This window comes from Propioniciclava sp. MC1683, assembly GCF_014164675.1.
Taxonomy (GTDB): domain Bacteria; phylum Actinomycetota; class Actinomycetes; order Propionibacteriales; family Propionibacteriaceae; genus Propioniciclava.
In genome coordinates this window covers 53,918-70,298 of sequence record NZ_JACJFX010000017.1, presented here as the reverse complement: position 1 = coordinate 70,298, position 16,381 = coordinate 53,918, and the positions used below count along the sequence as shown (strand labels likewise).

General features: G+C 73.1%; 11 protein-coding genes and 1 pseudogene. 5 read left to right on the top strand and 7 right to left on the bottom strand.

Annotated elements, in window-relative coordinates; translation table 11 throughout:
• The 4 genes and pseudogenes from H5397_RS11245 to H5397_RS11230 form a co-directional block, all read right to left on the bottom strand.
• Positions 1-353: pseudogene (locus H5397_RS11245) on the bottom strand (CCA tRNA nucleotidyltransferase); the annotation flags it as partial.
• Between the two features lie 109 nt (positions 354-462).
• Positions 463-1,203 (bottom strand): hypothetical protein, encoded by a 741-nt coding sequence (locus H5397_RS11240; protein ID WP_182817490.1) that lies wholly within the window; start codon positions 1,201-1,203, stop codon positions 463-465.
• On the bottom strand, positions 1,200-1,907 hold the full coding sequence (locus H5397_RS11235) for an ABC transporter ATP-binding protein (RefSeq protein ID WP_182817488.1): 708 nt from the start codon (positions 1,905-1,907) through the stop codon (positions 1,200-1,202). The genes H5397_RS11240 and H5397_RS11235 overlap by 4 nt, the downstream gene beginning before the upstream one ends.
• 90 nt (positions 1,908-1,997) lie before the next feature.
• Positions 1,998-2,873: a prolyl oligopeptidase family serine peptidase gene (locus H5397_RS11230; protein WP_182817486.1), complete on the bottom strand. Its 876-nt coding sequence runs from the start codon at positions 2,871-2,873 to the stop codon at positions 1,998-2,000.
• A 564-nt stretch (positions 2,874-3,437) separates the two neighbouring features.
• On the opposite strand from H5397_RS11230, the gene H5397_RS11225 reads away from it, so the two are divergent.
• The gene (locus H5397_RS11225; protein ID WP_182817484.1) at positions 3,438-5,681 is read left to right on the top strand and encodes a histidine kinase; all 2,244 of its coding nucleotides are present in this window, start codon (positions 3,438-3,440) and stop codon (positions 5,679-5,681) included.
• Here H5397_RS11225 and H5397_RS18890 read toward each other — a convergent pair.
• The 3 genes from H5397_RS18890 to H5397_RS11210 are packed head-to-tail and all read right to left on the bottom strand — an operon-like array spanning position 5,647 to position 8,626.
• Positions 5,647-6,327, bottom strand: coding sequence for a response regulator transcription factor (locus H5397_RS18890; RefSeq protein WP_182817482.1), 681 nt, complete (start codon positions 6,325-6,327; stop codon positions 5,647-5,649). The genes H5397_RS11225 and H5397_RS18890 overlap by 35 nt on opposite strands.
• A gap of 9 nt (positions 6,328-6,336) precedes the next feature.
• Positions 6,337-7,224 carry a DMT family transporter gene (locus tag H5397_RS11215; RefSeq protein ID WP_182817480.1) on the bottom strand — a complete coding sequence of 296 codons (888 nt, stop codon included), beginning with the start codon at positions 7,222-7,224 and terminating at the stop codon, positions 6,337-6,339.
• A 7-nt stretch (positions 7,225-7,231) separates the two neighbouring features.
• Positions 7,232-8,626, bottom strand: a complete 1,395-nt coding sequence (locus H5397_RS11210; protein ID WP_375539436.1) for a CCA tRNA nucleotidyltransferase — start codon at positions 8,624-8,626, stop codon at positions 7,232-7,234.
• 77 nt (positions 8,627-8,703) lie between these two features.
• Here H5397_RS11210 and H5397_RS18885 point away from each other — a divergent pair, with 77 nt between their 5' ends.
• The 4 genes from H5397_RS18885 (at position 8,704) to H5397_RS11190 (ending at position 16,239) form a co-directional block, all read left to right on the top strand.
• Positions 8,704-10,653 (top strand): DUF6049 family protein, encoded by a 1,950-nt coding sequence (locus H5397_RS18885; RefSeq protein ID WP_182817478.1) that lies wholly within the window; start codon positions 8,704-8,706, stop codon positions 10,651-10,653.
• Entirely contained in the window at positions 10,646-14,296 is a 3,651-nt protein-coding gene (gene murJ, locus H5397_RS11200) for a murein biosynthesis integral membrane protein MurJ (protein WP_182817476.1), read from the top strand. The genes H5397_RS18885 and murJ overlap by 8 nt, the downstream gene beginning before the upstream one ends.
• 85 nt (positions 14,297-14,381) lie before the next feature.
• Positions 14,382-15,353 carry a thioredoxin-disulfide reductase gene (gene trxB, locus H5397_RS11195; protein WP_182817475.1) on the top strand — a complete coding sequence of 324 codons (972 nt, stop codon included), beginning with the start codon at positions 14,382-14,384 and terminating at the stop codon, positions 15,351-15,353.
• Positions 15,354-15,459: 106 nt separating this feature from the next.
• Entirely contained in the window at positions 15,460-16,239 is a 780-nt protein-coding gene (locus H5397_RS11190; RefSeq protein ID WP_182817474.1) for a HEAT repeat domain-containing protein, read from the top strand.
• The last annotated feature ends 142 nt before the right edge of the window (positions 16,240-16,381 follow it).

The window sequence follows — 16,381 nt, the reverse complement described above, 5'->3', positions numbered from 1 at the left end:
ACGCGCTCGGCGGAGATGATGTCGATGCGCTCGGCCATGTCGGTCATCGCGTCGACCACCTCGGGGGCGGGGGTGAAGCCGAGCTGGGACGCGAACCGTGCGGCCCGCATCATCCGCAGCGGGTCGTCGCTGAAGGAGACCTCGGGGGTCGACGGGGTGCGCAGGACGCCGGCCTCGAGGTCGGCCAGGCCGCCGTGCGGGTCGGCGAACGCCCCGGACACCACCGAGAGCGCCATCGCGTTGACGGTGAAGTCGCGGCGGACGAGGTCGTCGACGAGCGAGTCGCCGAACGAGACGGTGGGCTTGCGCGAGGCCGGGTCGTAGGAGTCGGCGGCGCCTGCCTCGGTCACCATGCACGAATGGCCAGCCGGAGCGCCCGTTCGACCAGCCCCCATCGGTCCGGGGCACGGAAAAAGGGGCGGGGCCGGGAGTGATCCCGGCCCCGCCCCCTGTGCGCAGGACTCAGACGTCGCGCGTCCTGAAGGTGCCCACGGCACCCACCGTCGCCACACCGACCCAGGCCAGGGCGATGCCCAGGGCCGGCAGGACGGCCATCGACAGCGGCGAGGGGTCCTTGTACAGCGATCCGAGCACGGAGGTGAGCAGGTACTTGCCCACCTCGGGCACGGCCTTGGCACCGTAGGTCTCCAGCAGCAGCGTCTGGACGGCGAACAGGCCGACCGCCACCACCGGGTTGCGCAGCAGCACGCCGAGGGCGAACCCCCACACGCCGGCCAGGATGTTGACACCGAGGACACCGGCCACGATCTCGGGGTCGACACCGGCCCCGGCCGTGTCCAGGCCGAACAGGGACAGCGCGATCGGCGGGGTCAGCCAAGCCAGGGCCGCTGCCACGAGGCCGAAGAGCACCGACACGAGCAGCGCCGCCACGAACTTCGTACCCAGCACGCGTCCGCGCGACAGCCGGTGCAGCAGCACCGACCGCTGCATCTGCCCGTCGGTGAACTCACCCGCGAACAGGTAGGCGATGAGGGAGCCGCACGCCAGGTAGACGGTCATCCAGTACCGCGTGGCGTCGTCGAGCGCGGCGCGGACGGTTCCGGCCCCGGAGGCGACGGCGGCGACGTGGTCGGGCGTGATGGCCACGATCGTGATCACGGACAAACCGACTCCGACCAGCAGGAAGGCCCACCACAACTGGCCGGCGAGGACCTTCCGCACCTCGGCGATGGCTGCGCTCATGCCGCGCTCCTTCCCGCTCCGACCAGCGAGAAGTACTGGCCCTCCAGTTCGCCCCGGCCGGCACCGACACCCAGCTCGTCGACACTCCCGGCGAACCGGACGGTCTTGTTGACCACCACCAGGTGGTCCGCGACGTGCTCGACCTCGCCCAGCAGGTGGCTGGACAACAGGACGGTCCCGCCCCGGTCGGCGAAGGATCGCATGACGCCCCGCAGCCACCGGATGCCCTCGGGGTCCAGGCCGTTGACCGGCTCGTCGAGGATGAGGACATCGGGCTCACCCAACAGGGCGATGCCGAGGCCGTGGCGCTGCCGCATCCCCGTGGAGAACTTGGTCACAGGCTTGCGCATGTCCCCGGCACGGAGGCCCACGTACTCGCGGACCTCCTCCACGCGGGAGCGCGGGACGCCGAGCACGCCGGCGACGTAGTCCCAGTCGGCGTCCGCGGACACCTGCCCGCTGCCCCAGCCCCCGTCCAGGCTCGCACCGATCCGTGGCGCCGAGCCCCCCGCATAGGCCACCCGGCCGGACGTGGGCCGGGCCAACCCGAGGATCATCCGCAGGGTGGTGGTCTTGCCCGCGCCGTTCGGGCCGAGCAGCGCCGTCACGCCGCCCCGCGGCACCACGAACGAAGCATTCTCGACCGCCACGACACCACGAAAGGACTTTGTCACGCCCTTCACGTCGATCATGTTCTGGTTCATTGTTCTTTCCTCACGTTTACAGAGGGTCATCATCAGCCTTACAGGGCGGGTGCCGAATGAATAGGCCGAGGCGTCCCTTCTGCCTGAAAGTTAGGCATGCGCCGGTTGCGGCGCCCGGTTGCGGGCGCGGGCCCGGGCGAGGGCGGCGTCCACCCAGTCGAACAGTGCATCCGGCGACATGCCCGCACCCCAGCAGTCGTGGGCACCGTTCGGGTCGAACCACAACTCCACCGAGCCACCCAGCGACCGGTACGCCAGCGCCCACTTGAGGCCCTGCCGCGGGTTCACCCGCACATCCGCGGCCGCCACGATGACGAGGGCCTCGGCCCCGGCCCGGACGAGGTTGTCCTGGCGGAGCAGGCTGGTGAGGGGGTCCACGAATCCGTTGACGATGATGCAGACGTCCACGTCGTCGGCGCAGGTGTTGACGGTCGTCGCCGCCAGGAACCCGCCGGCCGAGGCACCGATGACGACCAGCTCGGTGGCCTCGACCACCGCGCTGCCCCCGGCGCGGAGGTGCCGGATCGCAGCGGCGGCATCGGCGAGGGAACGGTCCCGCTTGGCCCGGGTTCCCGCCTGATGCCGCCGTTCGGGTCCGCCGCCGCGCACGTGCGGGGCGGCCACGGCGAACCCGCGGTCGAGCCAGGTGCGCAGGTCGGGATCCGTGTCGAGGTCGAGGTCGATCCCGCAAGCGCCGTACAGCATCAGCAGGACGGGCCCGACGTGGCGCTCCCCCGACGACGCGGGCCACCGCACGTCGATCTCCACCTCGTAACCGTCGTCGGAGACGTACGACTCCCGGGAACCGCGGGCCATCGAGGTCTGGCGCCGCGCGACACGGTCGGGGTCGTTGAGGGTCCCACCCTCGTTGTCGAAGTACCAGGCGAACGGGGGCAGGCCGCCGCTCATCTCCACGGCACCGAACCCGACGGCGGGCGCGACACGGTTCATGGCCAGGTCGAGCACGCCCGGCGCCCCGAGGAGAATCCCGCGATCGGAACGCGGTGCAGGAACTCCTCACCGTCCCGGACCGCCCGGGCGACCGCGAAACCCCATCCGGTCGTGATCTCCTTGGCCCGGCCGGGCCCGGTGGCGCACGACCACGTCCGGAGGAGGTCACCCCCGTCGATGACGCTGGCTCGCAGGGTCCAGTTGGCCGTCGTGGTTGACCAATTGCACCAGCACCTGGTCCCCGTCGAGGAGGGCGACGGAGGCCTCACGCTCGGGGCGCCGGAGCACGTTCACCCAGCGCGCGACCCCGACCCGTCGAGGTCGGCACGTGCCGTCAACCAACCCTGAAGGTCCTGGGAGTCGTCGTCGATCCGCACGGGCGGTCGACCATCCGTCTCGTGGGGAGGGCGCGGATCCGGCACGAAGGACCCCCACAGGCGCCCCCCTGAGTCGGGTTCGAGACGGAAGCACGCGTGCCCGAGCGGGATCAGCTGGAACCGGTCCCGCTCGCGGACGAAGGAACTCCCCACAAGGCGACGGGTAGGATTCGACCATCCCCGACGCCCCCCGGAGGACCCGATGGCCACCGCTCGTCCACGCCACCTGGCGGTCGACGACGTGTGTGTGTGGCACGCAGTCCGGGCCATCGTGGTCGTGCTGGCCACCACCGAGGCCGTGTTCAGTGCCTGGGTGTGGCGAACCCCCCTCGACGTGCTTCTCGCCGTCGTCTCGGCTGCGGCCGTGATCGTCGCGCTGTTCCACCCCGTGCCCGGCGTCCTGCTGGCACTCGCCCCCCTGCTGTCCGACATCCTCATGCCGCGGGACTACGGTGTCACCCCCATGGTCGTCGTCACCATCGTGGTGGCCGCGCGCGCACAACCCCGGGTGGCACTCCTCGTCCTGACGGGGGTGGCCGGGATCCGGGCGGGGCACCTGTGGTGGTCCTCCGGCAGCACGGAGTCCCTCTTCCTCGCGGCCCTCTTCCTGGCCGCCCTCGGGGTCGGCGTGGTCCTGCGGTGGCTGCTGCGCCACCGGAACCTCTCGACCAGGGAACTGTCCCTCCTGGAGGAACGGGTGCGCGCCACCCGTCAGGAGGAACGGGCGGCCCTGGCCGATGAACTCTCCGGCATCCTCGCGCAGGACCTCCGGGCCACGGGTGCCCTGCTCGACCGGGCCCAGGTGGCGGGTGCCGGTGCGGCCTCCCTCGTCGAGGTGGACGCCCGCGCCCGCGCCAGCCTGACCCGGCTGCGCCGCCTCGTCTCGACCCTGCGGGGCGCCGGCACCGCTGACCAGGCCACCCCGGGCGACCTGGTCAGCGCCCTGGAGGAGGTCGAGGACCACCTGGTGGGGCACGGCCTGACGGTGGAGATCGACTTGCCCGACCCGGCCACCATTCCCCCCACCACCGACGCCGACGCCCTCCTGCGCACCCTGCGCACCGCCGTCGACCGCCTCCGGGAGGAGGGGGGAACCGGCACGATCCACCTGCGCGTCGCCGCGTCCGGGGGTGGGGTGGCCGTGCTCGTCGGGCGCCGCGACGGCGACCTGGGCACGCGCTGGCTGGTCGAGGAGTTCGTCCCGCCCCGTCCCCAGAGCGCAGCCCCCGCGGACGCGCCGCGGCGACCGTTCCTCACCCGCATCAGCCTGAACACAGCCCGACTCGCCCTCGCCCTGCCCGCGACGGCAGCGGCGGGGGTCTGGACCGTCGGTCTCGTGCTCACCTGGCGGGAGCGGCCCGAACTGCTGACCCACGACCTCGCCATGGTCGTGGCGTTCCTCGCCCTCGCCCTCGCCGCCACCTCGCCCCCCGCGTCCGCGCTGGTGCTGGCTGCCGCGGCGATCCTCACCTCGACGCTGCTCGCCCCGCTCCCGGGGTTGTCCCCCCTCTTCTTCCTCAACGTCTTCCTGCTCGCCGTCGTGGCGGCGAACTGGCCGCGGATCGTGCCCGTCGTCGCCCTCGGGTCTGCGTTGACCTTCATCTGGTGGCACCGTGGCAGCGACGACCACCTGGTCATGTCACTCGCGTCGGTGATGCTGCTGACCTTCGGCGTCGCCTTCGGGCTCGGTGTCCGGTACTTCGTGCGGGTGCGGGCCGCGCACCTGCAGGAGTTCACGCGCCTGACGCGAGCCTTCTCGGTGGCGCGCACGACCGAGCGTGCCCAGCTCGCCGGGGAGTTGCACGACATCGTGGCGCACCAGCTCAGCCTCATGACGATGGTCCTGATGGCACACGGCACGTCGGACGAACCGGGGGCCGTGACCGCCACCCGGCTCCGCCTCGTCCGGCTGAACGCCGCGGCACAGGCGGACCTGGCGACGCTGGTCAACCTGACCCGCCAGGACGCCCCGCCCAGCCGGGAGCCGGGCACGACCCCCAGCCGTGCCGCCGCCGCGACGGCCGAGACGCTCCGCGCCGCCGGCCACCCGATCGACCTGCGGGTGTCCGCCGGCGCCGACTCGTCCGATCCCACGACCCAGCGCACGGTGAGCAGCATCCTGCGGGAGGCGACCACCAACATCCTGCGCTACGCCCCGACCGGGTCCCCGGTCGAGATGGTGATCACGGCGTCCGAGGCCACGCTGGGTGTGCGCGTGGTGAGCGCGCTGCCCTCCATGGCCCGGACCAACGCCGATTCGACGGGCTTCGGGCTGATCGGCCTGGCCGAGCGCGTGACGCTGACCGGCGGAACGTTCACGGCCGGCCCGGTCGGCGACCACTGGGTGGTCGCCGCGTCCGTCCCCCGGACGCCGGACTCCGACCCGATCGCCCCCCGGCCCAGTCGCCTGTTCACCCGCCGATCGGCGGCAGTTGGCTCGGATTGACCAGGCCCAACTGGATCGAGCGCACCAGAACCTGGGTGCGCGAGTTGACCTGGAGGGTGTCGCAGATCCGCGCGACGTACTGCTTGACCGTGCCCTCCGACACGTGCATCCGGTTGGCGATCTGCTGGTTGGTGAGGCCGTGGGCGAGCCAGCCGAGGAGTTCCAGTTCGCGGGGCGCCAACCCGTGGCGGTCGGTGACGGGAGGTGCGCCCTGGTCCACGACGGAGGCGACGAGTGCGCGGCGCACCGCCGCAGAGAGGGGCATGTCGCCACCCAGTGCCTGCACGAGCGCGTTGCGCAGCCCCGGCCCCCCGACGTCCTTGACCAGGTAGCCCGACGCCCCGGCCCGCAGCGCGGCGACGACGTACTCCCGGGTGCCGAAGGTCGTCATCGCCACGATGCAAGCGCCCGGGTGCCGCTCGCAGATGAGTCGCGTGGCGTCGATCCCGGACATCCCGGGCATCTGCAGGTCCATCAGGACGACGTCGGGGCGGACCTGGGCGTAGGTCTCGACCGCCTCGGCCCCGGTGCGGGCCTCGCCCACGAGGGTGAACTCCCGCTGCTGCGCGAAGAAGGCGCGATAGGCCGCACGAGCATCGGGGTCGTCGTCGGCGATGAGGACGCGGTGGCGGGCGGGGGTGCTCACGCGTCCACCCTAGACCTGTGGCCGCGCCGGATCCGGTTCCGGACGTGCCGACCGGACCACCCCGACGGACGCCACCACGACGCAGGCCATCGCGACCAGTTCGATGGGCCGCAGGGTCTCCCCCAGCACCAGCAGCGCGAACAGGCCGGCGGCGGCCGGCTCCAACGACATCAGGATGCCGAAGATGCGCGGCTCGATGCGGCGCAGCGCGATCATCTCCAGCCCGTAGGGGATCGCCGAGGACAGCAGTCCGATCAGCACGCCGACCCCCCACACCACGGGCACGGCCGGCGGCAGCAACCCACCCACCAGCACGATCGGCGTCAGCGCGACCAGACCCACCCAGAACGCGACCGAGACCCCCGACACCCCCGACCAGCGGCGTCCGGTCGGGCCGGCCAGCAGGATGTAGCCGGCCCACAGCGCGCCGGCGACCAGCGCCCAGACGATGCCGACGGGGTCCAACTCACCCGGGGAGAAACCCAACAACGCCACGCCGATCGCAGCCAGCCCGACCCAGAGCAGGTCGCGCGCGCGGCGCGACAGGGCGACCGACACCCCCAGGGGCCCGAGGAACTCCAGCGTGACGGCCATACCGATGGGGATGCGCTCGATGGCCAGGTAGAAGGTCACGTTCATGCCCGCCAGGCACACCCCGTAGGCCACCACCCAGAACCAGTCGGACGCCGACCTCCCCCGCAGGCGGGGCCGCGTCAGCACCCCGAGAACGACGGCGGCCCCGAGGAGGCGCAACCAGGCCACCGTGAGAGGGGCGGCAGCCGAGTAGAGGTCCTTGGCGACCGACGAACCGAGCTGCACCGACGCGATCGCCACGACCACGAGCAGCACCGGCGCCCCGGTGAGGCGCTCGGCGGCAGACTTCAGGCGCTCGGGCACGGCCTCATCATGCCTGCTCCGCCCACCAGGCGAGCAGGGCCTCCCGGGCGCGGTCGGGCCCCAGCGGACCCTCGTCGATGCGCTTCTCGAGCAGGAACTTATAGGCCTGCCCGACCACCGGGCCCGGCCCCACGCCGAGCAGCTCCATGATCTGCGTGCCGTCGAGGTCGGGACGCATCGCGTCCAGCTCCTCCTGCTCGGCGAGGGCGTCGATGCGCCACTCCAGCTGCTCGTACGCCGTGCGCAGCCGGTTGGCCTTGCGCTGGTTGCGCGTCGTGCAGTCGGCGCGGGTCAGGACGTGCAGCCGCTCCAACTGGTCGCCGGCGTCGCGCACGTAGCGGCGCACGGCCGAGTCGGTCCAGTCTGCGTCGGCGTAGCCGTGGAACCGCAGGTGCAGCTCGACAAGCTTGGCGACCGCCTTGACCTCGTCGGAGGAGAACCGCAGCTCGGTGAGCCGCTTCTTCGTCATCTTGGCGCCCACCACGTCGTGGTGGTGGAAGGAGACCTTGCCGCCGGCCTCGAACTTCTTGGTGCGCGGCTTGCCGACGTCGTGGAACACCGCGGCCAGCCGGCCGACGAGGTCGGGCGCCCGCCCGCGCTCGCGCTCCAGGTCGATCGACTGCTCCAGCACGGTGAGGGTGTGCTGGTAAATGTCCTTGTGGCGGCCGTGCTCGTCGACCTCGCGCACCAGCGCCGCCACCTCCGGCAGGACGCGGTCGGCCAGTCCGGTGCGGACGAGGAGGTCCAGCCCGGCGCGCGGGGCGTCCGAGAGCAGCAGCCGGGAGAGCTCGTCGCGGACGCGCTCGGCGGAGATGATGTCGATGCGCTCGGCCATGTCGGTCATCGCGTCGACCACCTCGGGGGCGGGGGTGAAGCCGAGCTGGGACGCGAACCGTGCGGCCCGCATCATCCGCAGCGGGTCGTCGCTGAAGGAGACCTCGGGGGTCGACGGGGTGCGCAGGACGCCGGCCTCGAGGTCGGCCAGGCCGCCGTGCGGGTCGGCGAACGCCCCGGACACCACCGAGAGCGCCATCGCGTTGACGGTGAAGTCACGGCGGACGAGGTCGTCGACGAGCGAGTCGCCGAACGAGACGGTGGGCTTGCGCGAGGCCGGGTCGTAGGAGTCGGCGCGGTAGGTGGTGACCTCGACGGTCTCCTCGGCGTCGCCGACCCGCACCACGGCCCCGATGGTGCCGAACTCGCGGCCCATGTCCCACGTCGCCTTGGTGAGGCCCTTGAGCACCGCCTCGATGGCGTCGGGGCGTGCGTCGGTGGTGAAGTCGAGGTCGTGGACGCCGCGGCCCATCAGCGCGTCGCGCACCGGCCCGCCCACCAGGTGGAGGTCGTGGCCCGCCTCGGCGAAGGCCGCGGCGACGTGGCCGATGACCGGGTTCGCCACCACGACGCCCGTGAGGGCGTGACGCTGTTCGACGGAGAGGCTCGGCACGATCGACCAGTCTACCGGCCTACGATGGACAGGTGACTTCGCCCCGGCCCGGCCCCCGCCGCGCCCGGCTGGCTCCCCTGCTCGCCGCGCTCGCGCTGGCCGCCCCGCTGGCGGCCGCACCGGTCGACCCCGCGGTCGCCGCCGAGGAGCCCACGGCCCAGGTCACCCTCACGCGCGCCGACGTCACCGCGACGTCGGTCACCCTCACCGGCATGGTCACCAACACCGGCACGGTGCCCCTCACCGACATCCGGGTCGCCCTGTGGCGCTCGCCCGACCTGCTGCTCTCCCCCGAGGCGGTCGCGGGCGCGGTGACGGCCGGGACCACCACGCCGGGGACCGCCCGCGTCGTGGAGGAGTCCAACCGCGACCGGCTCGGCGACGACCCCACCCAGGAGGTCCCGCCGGGCGCGACGCTGCCGTTCACCGTGTCGGGCACGCGCGAGGCCCTCGGCCTGGTCCACGCCTCCGCCACGTGGTGGGCGGGGGTCGACGCGACCGCGCGGGCCGGCGGCCGGGCCCTGCAGCCGGTCGGCACGGCGCGCACGCTCGTCTCGGCGTCCGAGACCCCCCTGCCGGTCGCCACGGTGGTCGAGCTGTCCGCTCCGCCGCGGCAGGTGAAGAAGGACCTCTTCATCGACGACGGGCTGCGCACCGAGGTCGACGGCGGCCGCCTCGACGCCCTGCTGGACGCCGTGGAGGGCAGCGGGACCACTTGGGTCGTCGACCCCTCCCTCCTGGCCGAGCTCGAGGACATGGCCGACGGCTACCGCATCCGCACGGCCGACGGCACCGAGGCGGGCACGGGGGCGGACGCCGCGGCGGCTTGGCTGGGGCGGCTGCGGGCGCTGCCCACCGGCTCCGGTGCCGTGGAGCTGTTCGGCTCCCCCGACCTGCCGGCCCTGGCCGCCCTGCCCGACGAGGTGCTGCGGACGGCGGTCTCCGCGGAGACCGACGCCAACGCGCCCGACGGGCTGGCCCGGGTCGCGGTCCTGGACCACCCCGACGCGAGCGGCCTGGCCCTCGCCGCCCAGCTCGGCGGCCACGTGGTGCTCCTCGACAGCGGCAACCCACACGTACACGTCCGCGCCGGCGAGGTCGACGCGCTCGTGGCGTCCGAGGAGACCCCCCTCGTCCCCTCCTCCGCCCTCCTGCCCGACACGGCGCTGAACCGGGCGGCCGTCCGGCTGGCGCTGGCCCGGGCCGCGGGCGGCGAGCTGCGCTGGGCCGACTCCCCCGAGGCGATCCCCGCCGACACCACAGCGCTCCCGCCCGGCCTCGTGCCGGCCACCCTGGCCGACCTGGCCGCGCTGCCCGCCCACGACTGGGCGCCCCCGCCCGCCCAGACCCCCGCGATCGGCGCCCTCGACGCGGGCGGCCTTGGCCGCGTCCTCGAGCTGCGCGACCGGATGGCCGCCTACGCCGCGGCCGCCCCGGCGTCCGGGGTCGGGGAGTACGTGGACGCCCAGACCGCACGCGCGGCGTCCCGCTGGTGGACCGGGGAGGCCGATGCCCAGTCCGCGTGGCTGACCAGCGTCGAGCAGCGCGTGGCACTCCCCCAGGGCGACCTGGTCACCCTCGACGCCTCCCCCCGCTTCACGATGACCGGCGGGACCTCCGAGTTCCCGGTGACGGTGACCAACCGGATCCAGGACCCGATCACCGTTCGGGTGGTGGCCAGCACCGACAACCCGCAGCGCATCCGGCTGCTGTCCCCCGACCCGGTGGAGATCCCGTCGGGGTCGGCCAGCACCGTGCTGGTGCCCGCCGAGTCGGCCGGTGGCGGCGTCGTCAGCGCGCGCGTCCACGTGGAGACGGCGGACGGCCATAGGCTGACACCCGACCGCGAGATCGCGGTCGAGACGACGAACGTCGGCACCATCGGGTGGGTCATCGTGATCGCGTCCGGGTTGGTGCTGGTGGTGACGACGGCCCACCGCATCCGGCAGGTGCGCCGACAGGAGAAGGGTGAGGATGGCTGACGGGACGGACAGGACGCCGCAGGCGGCGAGCCGGCGACTCCTCAACGCCACCGCACTCATGGCGGCCGGCACGCTGATCAGCCGGGTGCTCGGCTTCGTGAAGGCCGGCCTCCTCGTCATCGCCCTCGGTGCCACCACCGCCCAGGCCGACACCTACTCCGTCGCGACCGTCGTGCCCAACACCCTGTACATGCTCGTGGCCGGCGGGGCGTTGAACACCGTGCTCGTCCCCCAGATCGTGCGGCACGCCAAGAACGACGCCGACGGCGGCGAGGCCTTCATCAACCGGATCATGACCGCGTTCCTGGTGCTGCTGGTCGCGGTCACCGCGCTGGTCACGCTGGTCACGCCGCTCGTGATGAGCCTGTGGACCGAGGGCTCGTGGCGCGCCGCCGAGAACGCCGGCCACTGGGAACAGCTGGTGTTCATGGCGTTCCTGACCATGCCGCAGCTGTTCTTCTACGGGGCGTTCTTCCTCATCGGCCAGGTCCTCAACGCCCGCGACAACTTCGGCCCGATGATGTGGGCGCCGATCCTGAACAACATCGTGGCGATCTCGGTGCTCGGCATCTTCCTGGCCGTCTGGGGCACCAACACCAACCCCGACGTGCCGTTCAGCGACCAGCAGGTGCTACTGCTCGGCCTCGGCTCCACGCTGGGCATCATCGTGCAGACGCTCGCGCTGGTGCCGGCCATGCGCCGGATCGGGTTCCGGTACCGCCCGCGGTGGGACCTCAAGGGGCAGGGCCTCGGCGAGACCTTCCACCTCGCCAAGTGGATGCTCGGCTACGTCCTGCTCACCACCGTCGTGCAGATCGTCAACACCCGGCTCGGGTCGGGCGCGACGATGGGCGGCGACGGCACCGAGTCGGGCGCCGGCGTCACGGCCTACAACACCGCCTACCTGGTCTGGCTGCTGCCCCACTCCCTGCTGACCGTGTCGCTGGCCACGGCGATGCTGCCCAGCGCCTCGCGGCTGGCCGCCGCCCACGACATGCCGGGTGTCGCCGCCGAGACCACGCGCACCCTGCGCCTGGCCTTGACCTTCCTCGTGCCGGCCGCGGTCGGCTTCCTGGTGCTCGGTGTCCCGTTCAGCCGGCTGGCGTTCGGCCACGGCGCGGCCGAGGGCGGCTGGGTCGCCATCGGCTGGACGCTCGTGGCGCTCGCCCTGGCCCTGGTGCCGTACACGATCCAGTACGTCTACCTGCGCGGCTTCTACGCCCTCGAGGACACCCGGACGCCCTTCCTCATCCAGCTCGTCATCTCGGTGGTCAACGTGGGGGCCGCCTTCCTGTTCGTGGGGCTGGGCAGCGACCCGATGACCGTCGCGCCGCGCCTCGCGCTGGCCTACGGCCTGTCCTACCTGGTCGGGGCCTGGCTGACCCACCGGGCCCTGAAGGGACGACTGCCCCAGATGGCCGGCGGCGAGATCGTCCGCCACACGGTGCAGCTGCTGGTCGCCGTGCTGCCGGGCGCCGTGCTCGCCGGTCTGCTCGCCTGGTGGTCGAACGGCCGCGGCTACGCCGTCGTGCTGGGCGCCTTCGTGGGCGCGGTGGCCCTGGTGCTGCTCACCTTCTTCCTCGTCGCCAAGCGCCTGCACATCCGCGAGACCACCGAGCTGGCGAGCGTGCTGCGCCGCCGCGGCGGGGGTGCGGCCACCGCCGCGCCCGACGACGCCGCCCCGGTCTCGGCGGGGGACGCCGTGGAGGCCACCGCCGAACGCACCGAGTCGGCGCTGCTGGAGTACCCCGAGCCGGGCCGGCCGACCCCGGTCGCCGGCGGCGTGTACGCCGGCCCGCACAACGCGCCCGGGCACATCCTCGACCAGCGCTACCGCCTCGACCAGGCCCTCAACCGGCGCGGGTCCACGGTCACGTGGCGGGGCTGGGACCTCAACCTCTCCCGCCCGGTGCTGCTGCACGTCATGGACCCCGACGAGGGCCGCGTCCTCCAGATCCTCGACCAGGCCCGCCAGGCCGCGCCCGCCGTCGACGCCCGCTACCTGCGGGTCTGGGACGCCGTGCTCGACGAGTCCGGCGACCACGGCTCCTACATCGTGTGCGAGTACGCCCCCGGCCAGTCGCTGGAGCTGGCGCTGCGCCAGGGCGCCTTCACCGACGTCGAGGCGGCGTGGGTCGTCCGCGAGGTCGCGGCCGGCCTGGTCGCGATGCACGCCCAGGGGCTGCACCACCGCCAGCTGAACCCCGACACCGTGGTCGTCACGGCGTCCGGCAACGTGAAGATCGTCGGCTTTCTGGTCGAGTACGCGCTGCACCCGACCCCCGCCGCCGACGAGGACCCCGAGAAGGCCGACGTGCGCGCCCTCGGCGAGCTGCTGTACGCCGGGCTCACCGGGCACTGGCCCGGCCCGGCCCGCTACGGCCTGCGTGCGGCGCCCACCGACAGCAAGGGGCGTCCGGTGGTGCCCCGGCAGGTCAACAAGAAGGTGTCGCTGGAGCTGTCCGACATCGTCGACCGGATCCTGTCCCCGATCCCCCGCGGGCGGGCGACCCGGCTCGAGACGGCGTCCGACATCGCGGTGGCCCTGTCGGCCATCCTCGGCAGCGTCGACGGGTCGCACCTGCTCGAGGCGCGGCTGCGCTACCCGATCGAGCACGTCCGCATCACCGCACCCAAGCCGCCGCGCACCGACCTGCTGGCGTCCCCGCTGGCGGCCGGCGCGTTCGGCGCCACCCAGCTGAGCGAGCCCGTCGGCGCGACCGAGGTCGACCCCGACGACGCCACCGCCGCCCACGACCCGTTCGCCGCGCCGTCCGAGCCCCTGGCCGGGCTGGCCCCCCTCGAGGACGACCTCTCCGCCGACGACGAGCCCACCGGCGCGCTGCACTCTCGCGCCGACGACCGCCCGGCCTCCCCGTGGGGGCCGACCTCGCCGGTCGACGAGGTCCACGACCCCGACGAGGAGATCTCGACGCAGGCCTTCTGGCTCGACGACGTCGACGACGTCGAGGACGCCCCGCCGGCGGCCCCCTTCACCCCGATCCCGCCGCCCCGGTCGGCCGTCTCCGTCTCGCAGCAGGCCCCCTCGCAGGACCCGCCGCGCCGCTGGCAGGCCCTCCTGCTGGGCCTGTTCGCGCTGGTGCTGGTGGCCTCGCTCGTGGGCGTGTTCGTGAACCAGTTCACCAAGTCGCGGGCCGTGCCGCCGACCCCGGACGCCCCCTATGCGCTCGTCTCTGCGCGCGACTTCGACCCGGCCGGCGACGGCGGCGACGGCGTCGAGAACCCCGACCAGGCCCGCTACGTGATGGACGGCGACCCCACCACCGCGTGGACCACCGAGCGCTACGGCCGCTCCGCCAACTTCAACGGGCGCAAGCCCGGCGCGGGCGTGGTGGTCGACCTCGGCGAGGTCAAGGAGGTCTCGTGGGTGACGGTGGACGTCGGCCCCGGCCCGACCACCGCCGACATCCGCGTGCCCGCCGACCCGATGGCGACCGAACCGCCGATGGAGTCGGAGTCGCAGTGGCGCCGCATCGACGGCTTCACCGCCTCCACGGGCGCGGTCCAGGTGAAGCTGGACGCCACGATCGAGACCCGTTGGCTGCTCGTCTACCTCACGGCGATGCCGCGGGACGGGGCCAACTACGTCGGGTCGATCCACGAGATCCGGGTCAGCCCCTGACGGAATACCCGGGGCGTCCGGACGGTTGCAGCTGACGTCGGCGCGGTCACTAGGCTGGTCGACGACCACGAGCGAAGAAGGAATCATGAGCGACGTCCGCGAAGTCATCATCATCGGGTCCGGCCCGGCCGGCTACACCGCCGCTGTCTACGCGGCCCGCGCCTCCCTGGCGCCGCTCGTGTTCACCGGCGCCGTCGACGCCGGCGGCGCCCTGATGAACACCACCGACGTGGAGAACTTCCCCGGCTTCCCCGAGGGCATCATGGGCCCCGACCTCATGATGAACATGAAGGCCCAGGCCGAACGCTTCGGCGCCGAACTCATCGACGACGACGTCACCGAGGTCGACCTCACCGGCCCGGTCAAGGTCGTCAAGGACTCCGACGGCACCGAGTACCGCGCCAAGGCCATCATCCTCGCCATGGGCTCGGGCTACCGCCGCCTCGGCGTCCCCGGCGAGGACAAGCTGTCCGGCAAGGGCGTCTCGTGGTGTGCCACCTGCGACGGCTTCTTCTTCCGCAACAAGCCCATCGCCGTCATCGGCGGCGGCGACTCCGCCGTCGAGGAGGCCACCTTCCTGTCCCGCTTCGGCACCTCGGTCACCATGGTCCACCGCCGCGACGAACTGCGCGCCTCCAAGATCATGGCCGCTCGCGCCGAGGCCGACCCCAAGGTCGACTTCGCCTGGAACTCGGTGGTCGAGTCCATCAACGGCGAGAACACCGTCGAGTCGATCACCCTGCGCGACACCGTCACCGGCCAGACCCGCGACCTCGAGGTCCAGGGCGTGTTCGTCGCCATCGGCCACGACCCCCGCTCCGAACTCGTCAAGGGCCAGGTCGACCTGGACGCCGAGGGCTACGTCCTGGTCCAGCCCGGCAGCACCGCCACCAGCGTGGCCGGCGTCTTCGCCGCCGGCGACCTCGTCGACCACACCTACCGCCAGGCAATCACCGCCGCTGGCACCGGCTGCTCGGCCGCCCTCGACGCCGAACGCTACCTCGCCTCCCTCGCCGACGCGGTCCTCACCGACAAGGCCTTCGCCCGGGCGGAGTGACCGCCGAACCGCAGCAGCCCGCGTCCCCACGGACGCGGGCTGTCGCACGATTTGAGTCTCACGCGACGTGAGGGTTTAGCGTCGTGACCACAGGAGGTGGACATCCATGACCAACCACACCATTGACCAGTTGCTCGCGATCCTCGACGCCCCCACCCAGGCGGGCACGAGCGGGATGCGCACCGAGACCGAGCGCCGCCAAGCGGCGATGAACCTCGGCATGCTCAAGGACCCGGCCGTCGTCCCCGGCCTGCTGCAGCGCCTGCGCGCCGAGACGCCGGGCTGCGGCGTCCACGAGACGCTGACCTGGGCGACCGTCCAGCACATCGACACCGCGCTGCCCGAGGTCCTCGCCATGCTCACCGACGCCGACCCGCACCTGCGGCGCACCGGCGCGCACATCCTCAGCAAGGTGGGCGACCCCGCGCACCTCGACGCCCTGACGCCCCTCGTGGCCGACGAGGACGTCGACGTGGCCCTCAAGGCCTACCGCGCGGTGGCCCACTCGGGCGCCGAGCAGGCCGACAAGGCGCTGGACGCCCTGGCCGGACGCCTCGGCGACGGGGACGCCCTCCAGCGCGACGCGCTGACCGCGGCGTTCCACCGCTTCGGTGAGGCGGCCGTCCCGGCCCTGACCGCGGCGCTGACCGACACCGACGCCGAGGTGCGCGAGCACGCGGCCGACGCCCTCGGCCACCTGGGCGAGGAGGCCGCCACGGCGTCCGAGGCCCTGGCCACGCTGGCCACCGACGAGGTGGACGCCGTGCGCCTGGCCGCGGTCTCCGCGCTCGGCCAGCTCGGCGAGACCGCCGGCCCCGCCCTCGAGCGGCTCGCGGCCTCCGGCGACCCGGTCGTCGCGGCCGTCGCGAGGCGATTCCTGGGCTGATTCCCGGTCGCACCGTCCTGAGGCGCCCCGTACCCCCACCGGGTACGGGGCGCTTCGTGCACCGGCCCCCGAGCGGGGAGTCCTCCCCTGTGGATCGCGGTCGGCGGCCGCGGCGCAGCTGTTAGCGTGGACGGGCCACCAC

Excerpts from the sequence above, each read along its gene's own strand:
- H5397_RS11240 (WP_182817490.1), bottom strand. The coding sequence starts at position 1,203 with ATGAGCGCAGCCATCGCCGAGGTGCGGAAGGTCCTCGCCGGCCAGTTG.
- H5397_RS11235 (WP_182817488.1), bottom strand. The coding sequence starts at position 1,907 with ATGAACCAGAACATGATCGACGTGAAGGGCGTGACAAAGTCCTTTCGT.
- H5397_RS11225 (WP_182817484.1), top strand. The coding sequence starts at position 3,438 with ATGGCCACCGCTCGTCCACGCCACCTGGCGGTCGACGACGTGTGTGTG.
- murJ (WP_182817476.1), top strand. The coding sequence starts at position 10,646 with ATGGCTGACGGGACGGACAGGACGCCGCAGGCGGCGAGCCGGCGACTC.
- trxB (WP_182817475.1), top strand. The coding sequence starts at position 14,382 with ATGAGCGACGTCCGCGAAGTCATCATCATCGGGTCCGGCCCGGCCGGC.
- H5397_RS11190 (WP_182817474.1), top strand. The coding sequence starts at position 15,460 with ATGACCAACCACACCATTGACCAGTTGCTCGCGATCCTCGACGCCCCC.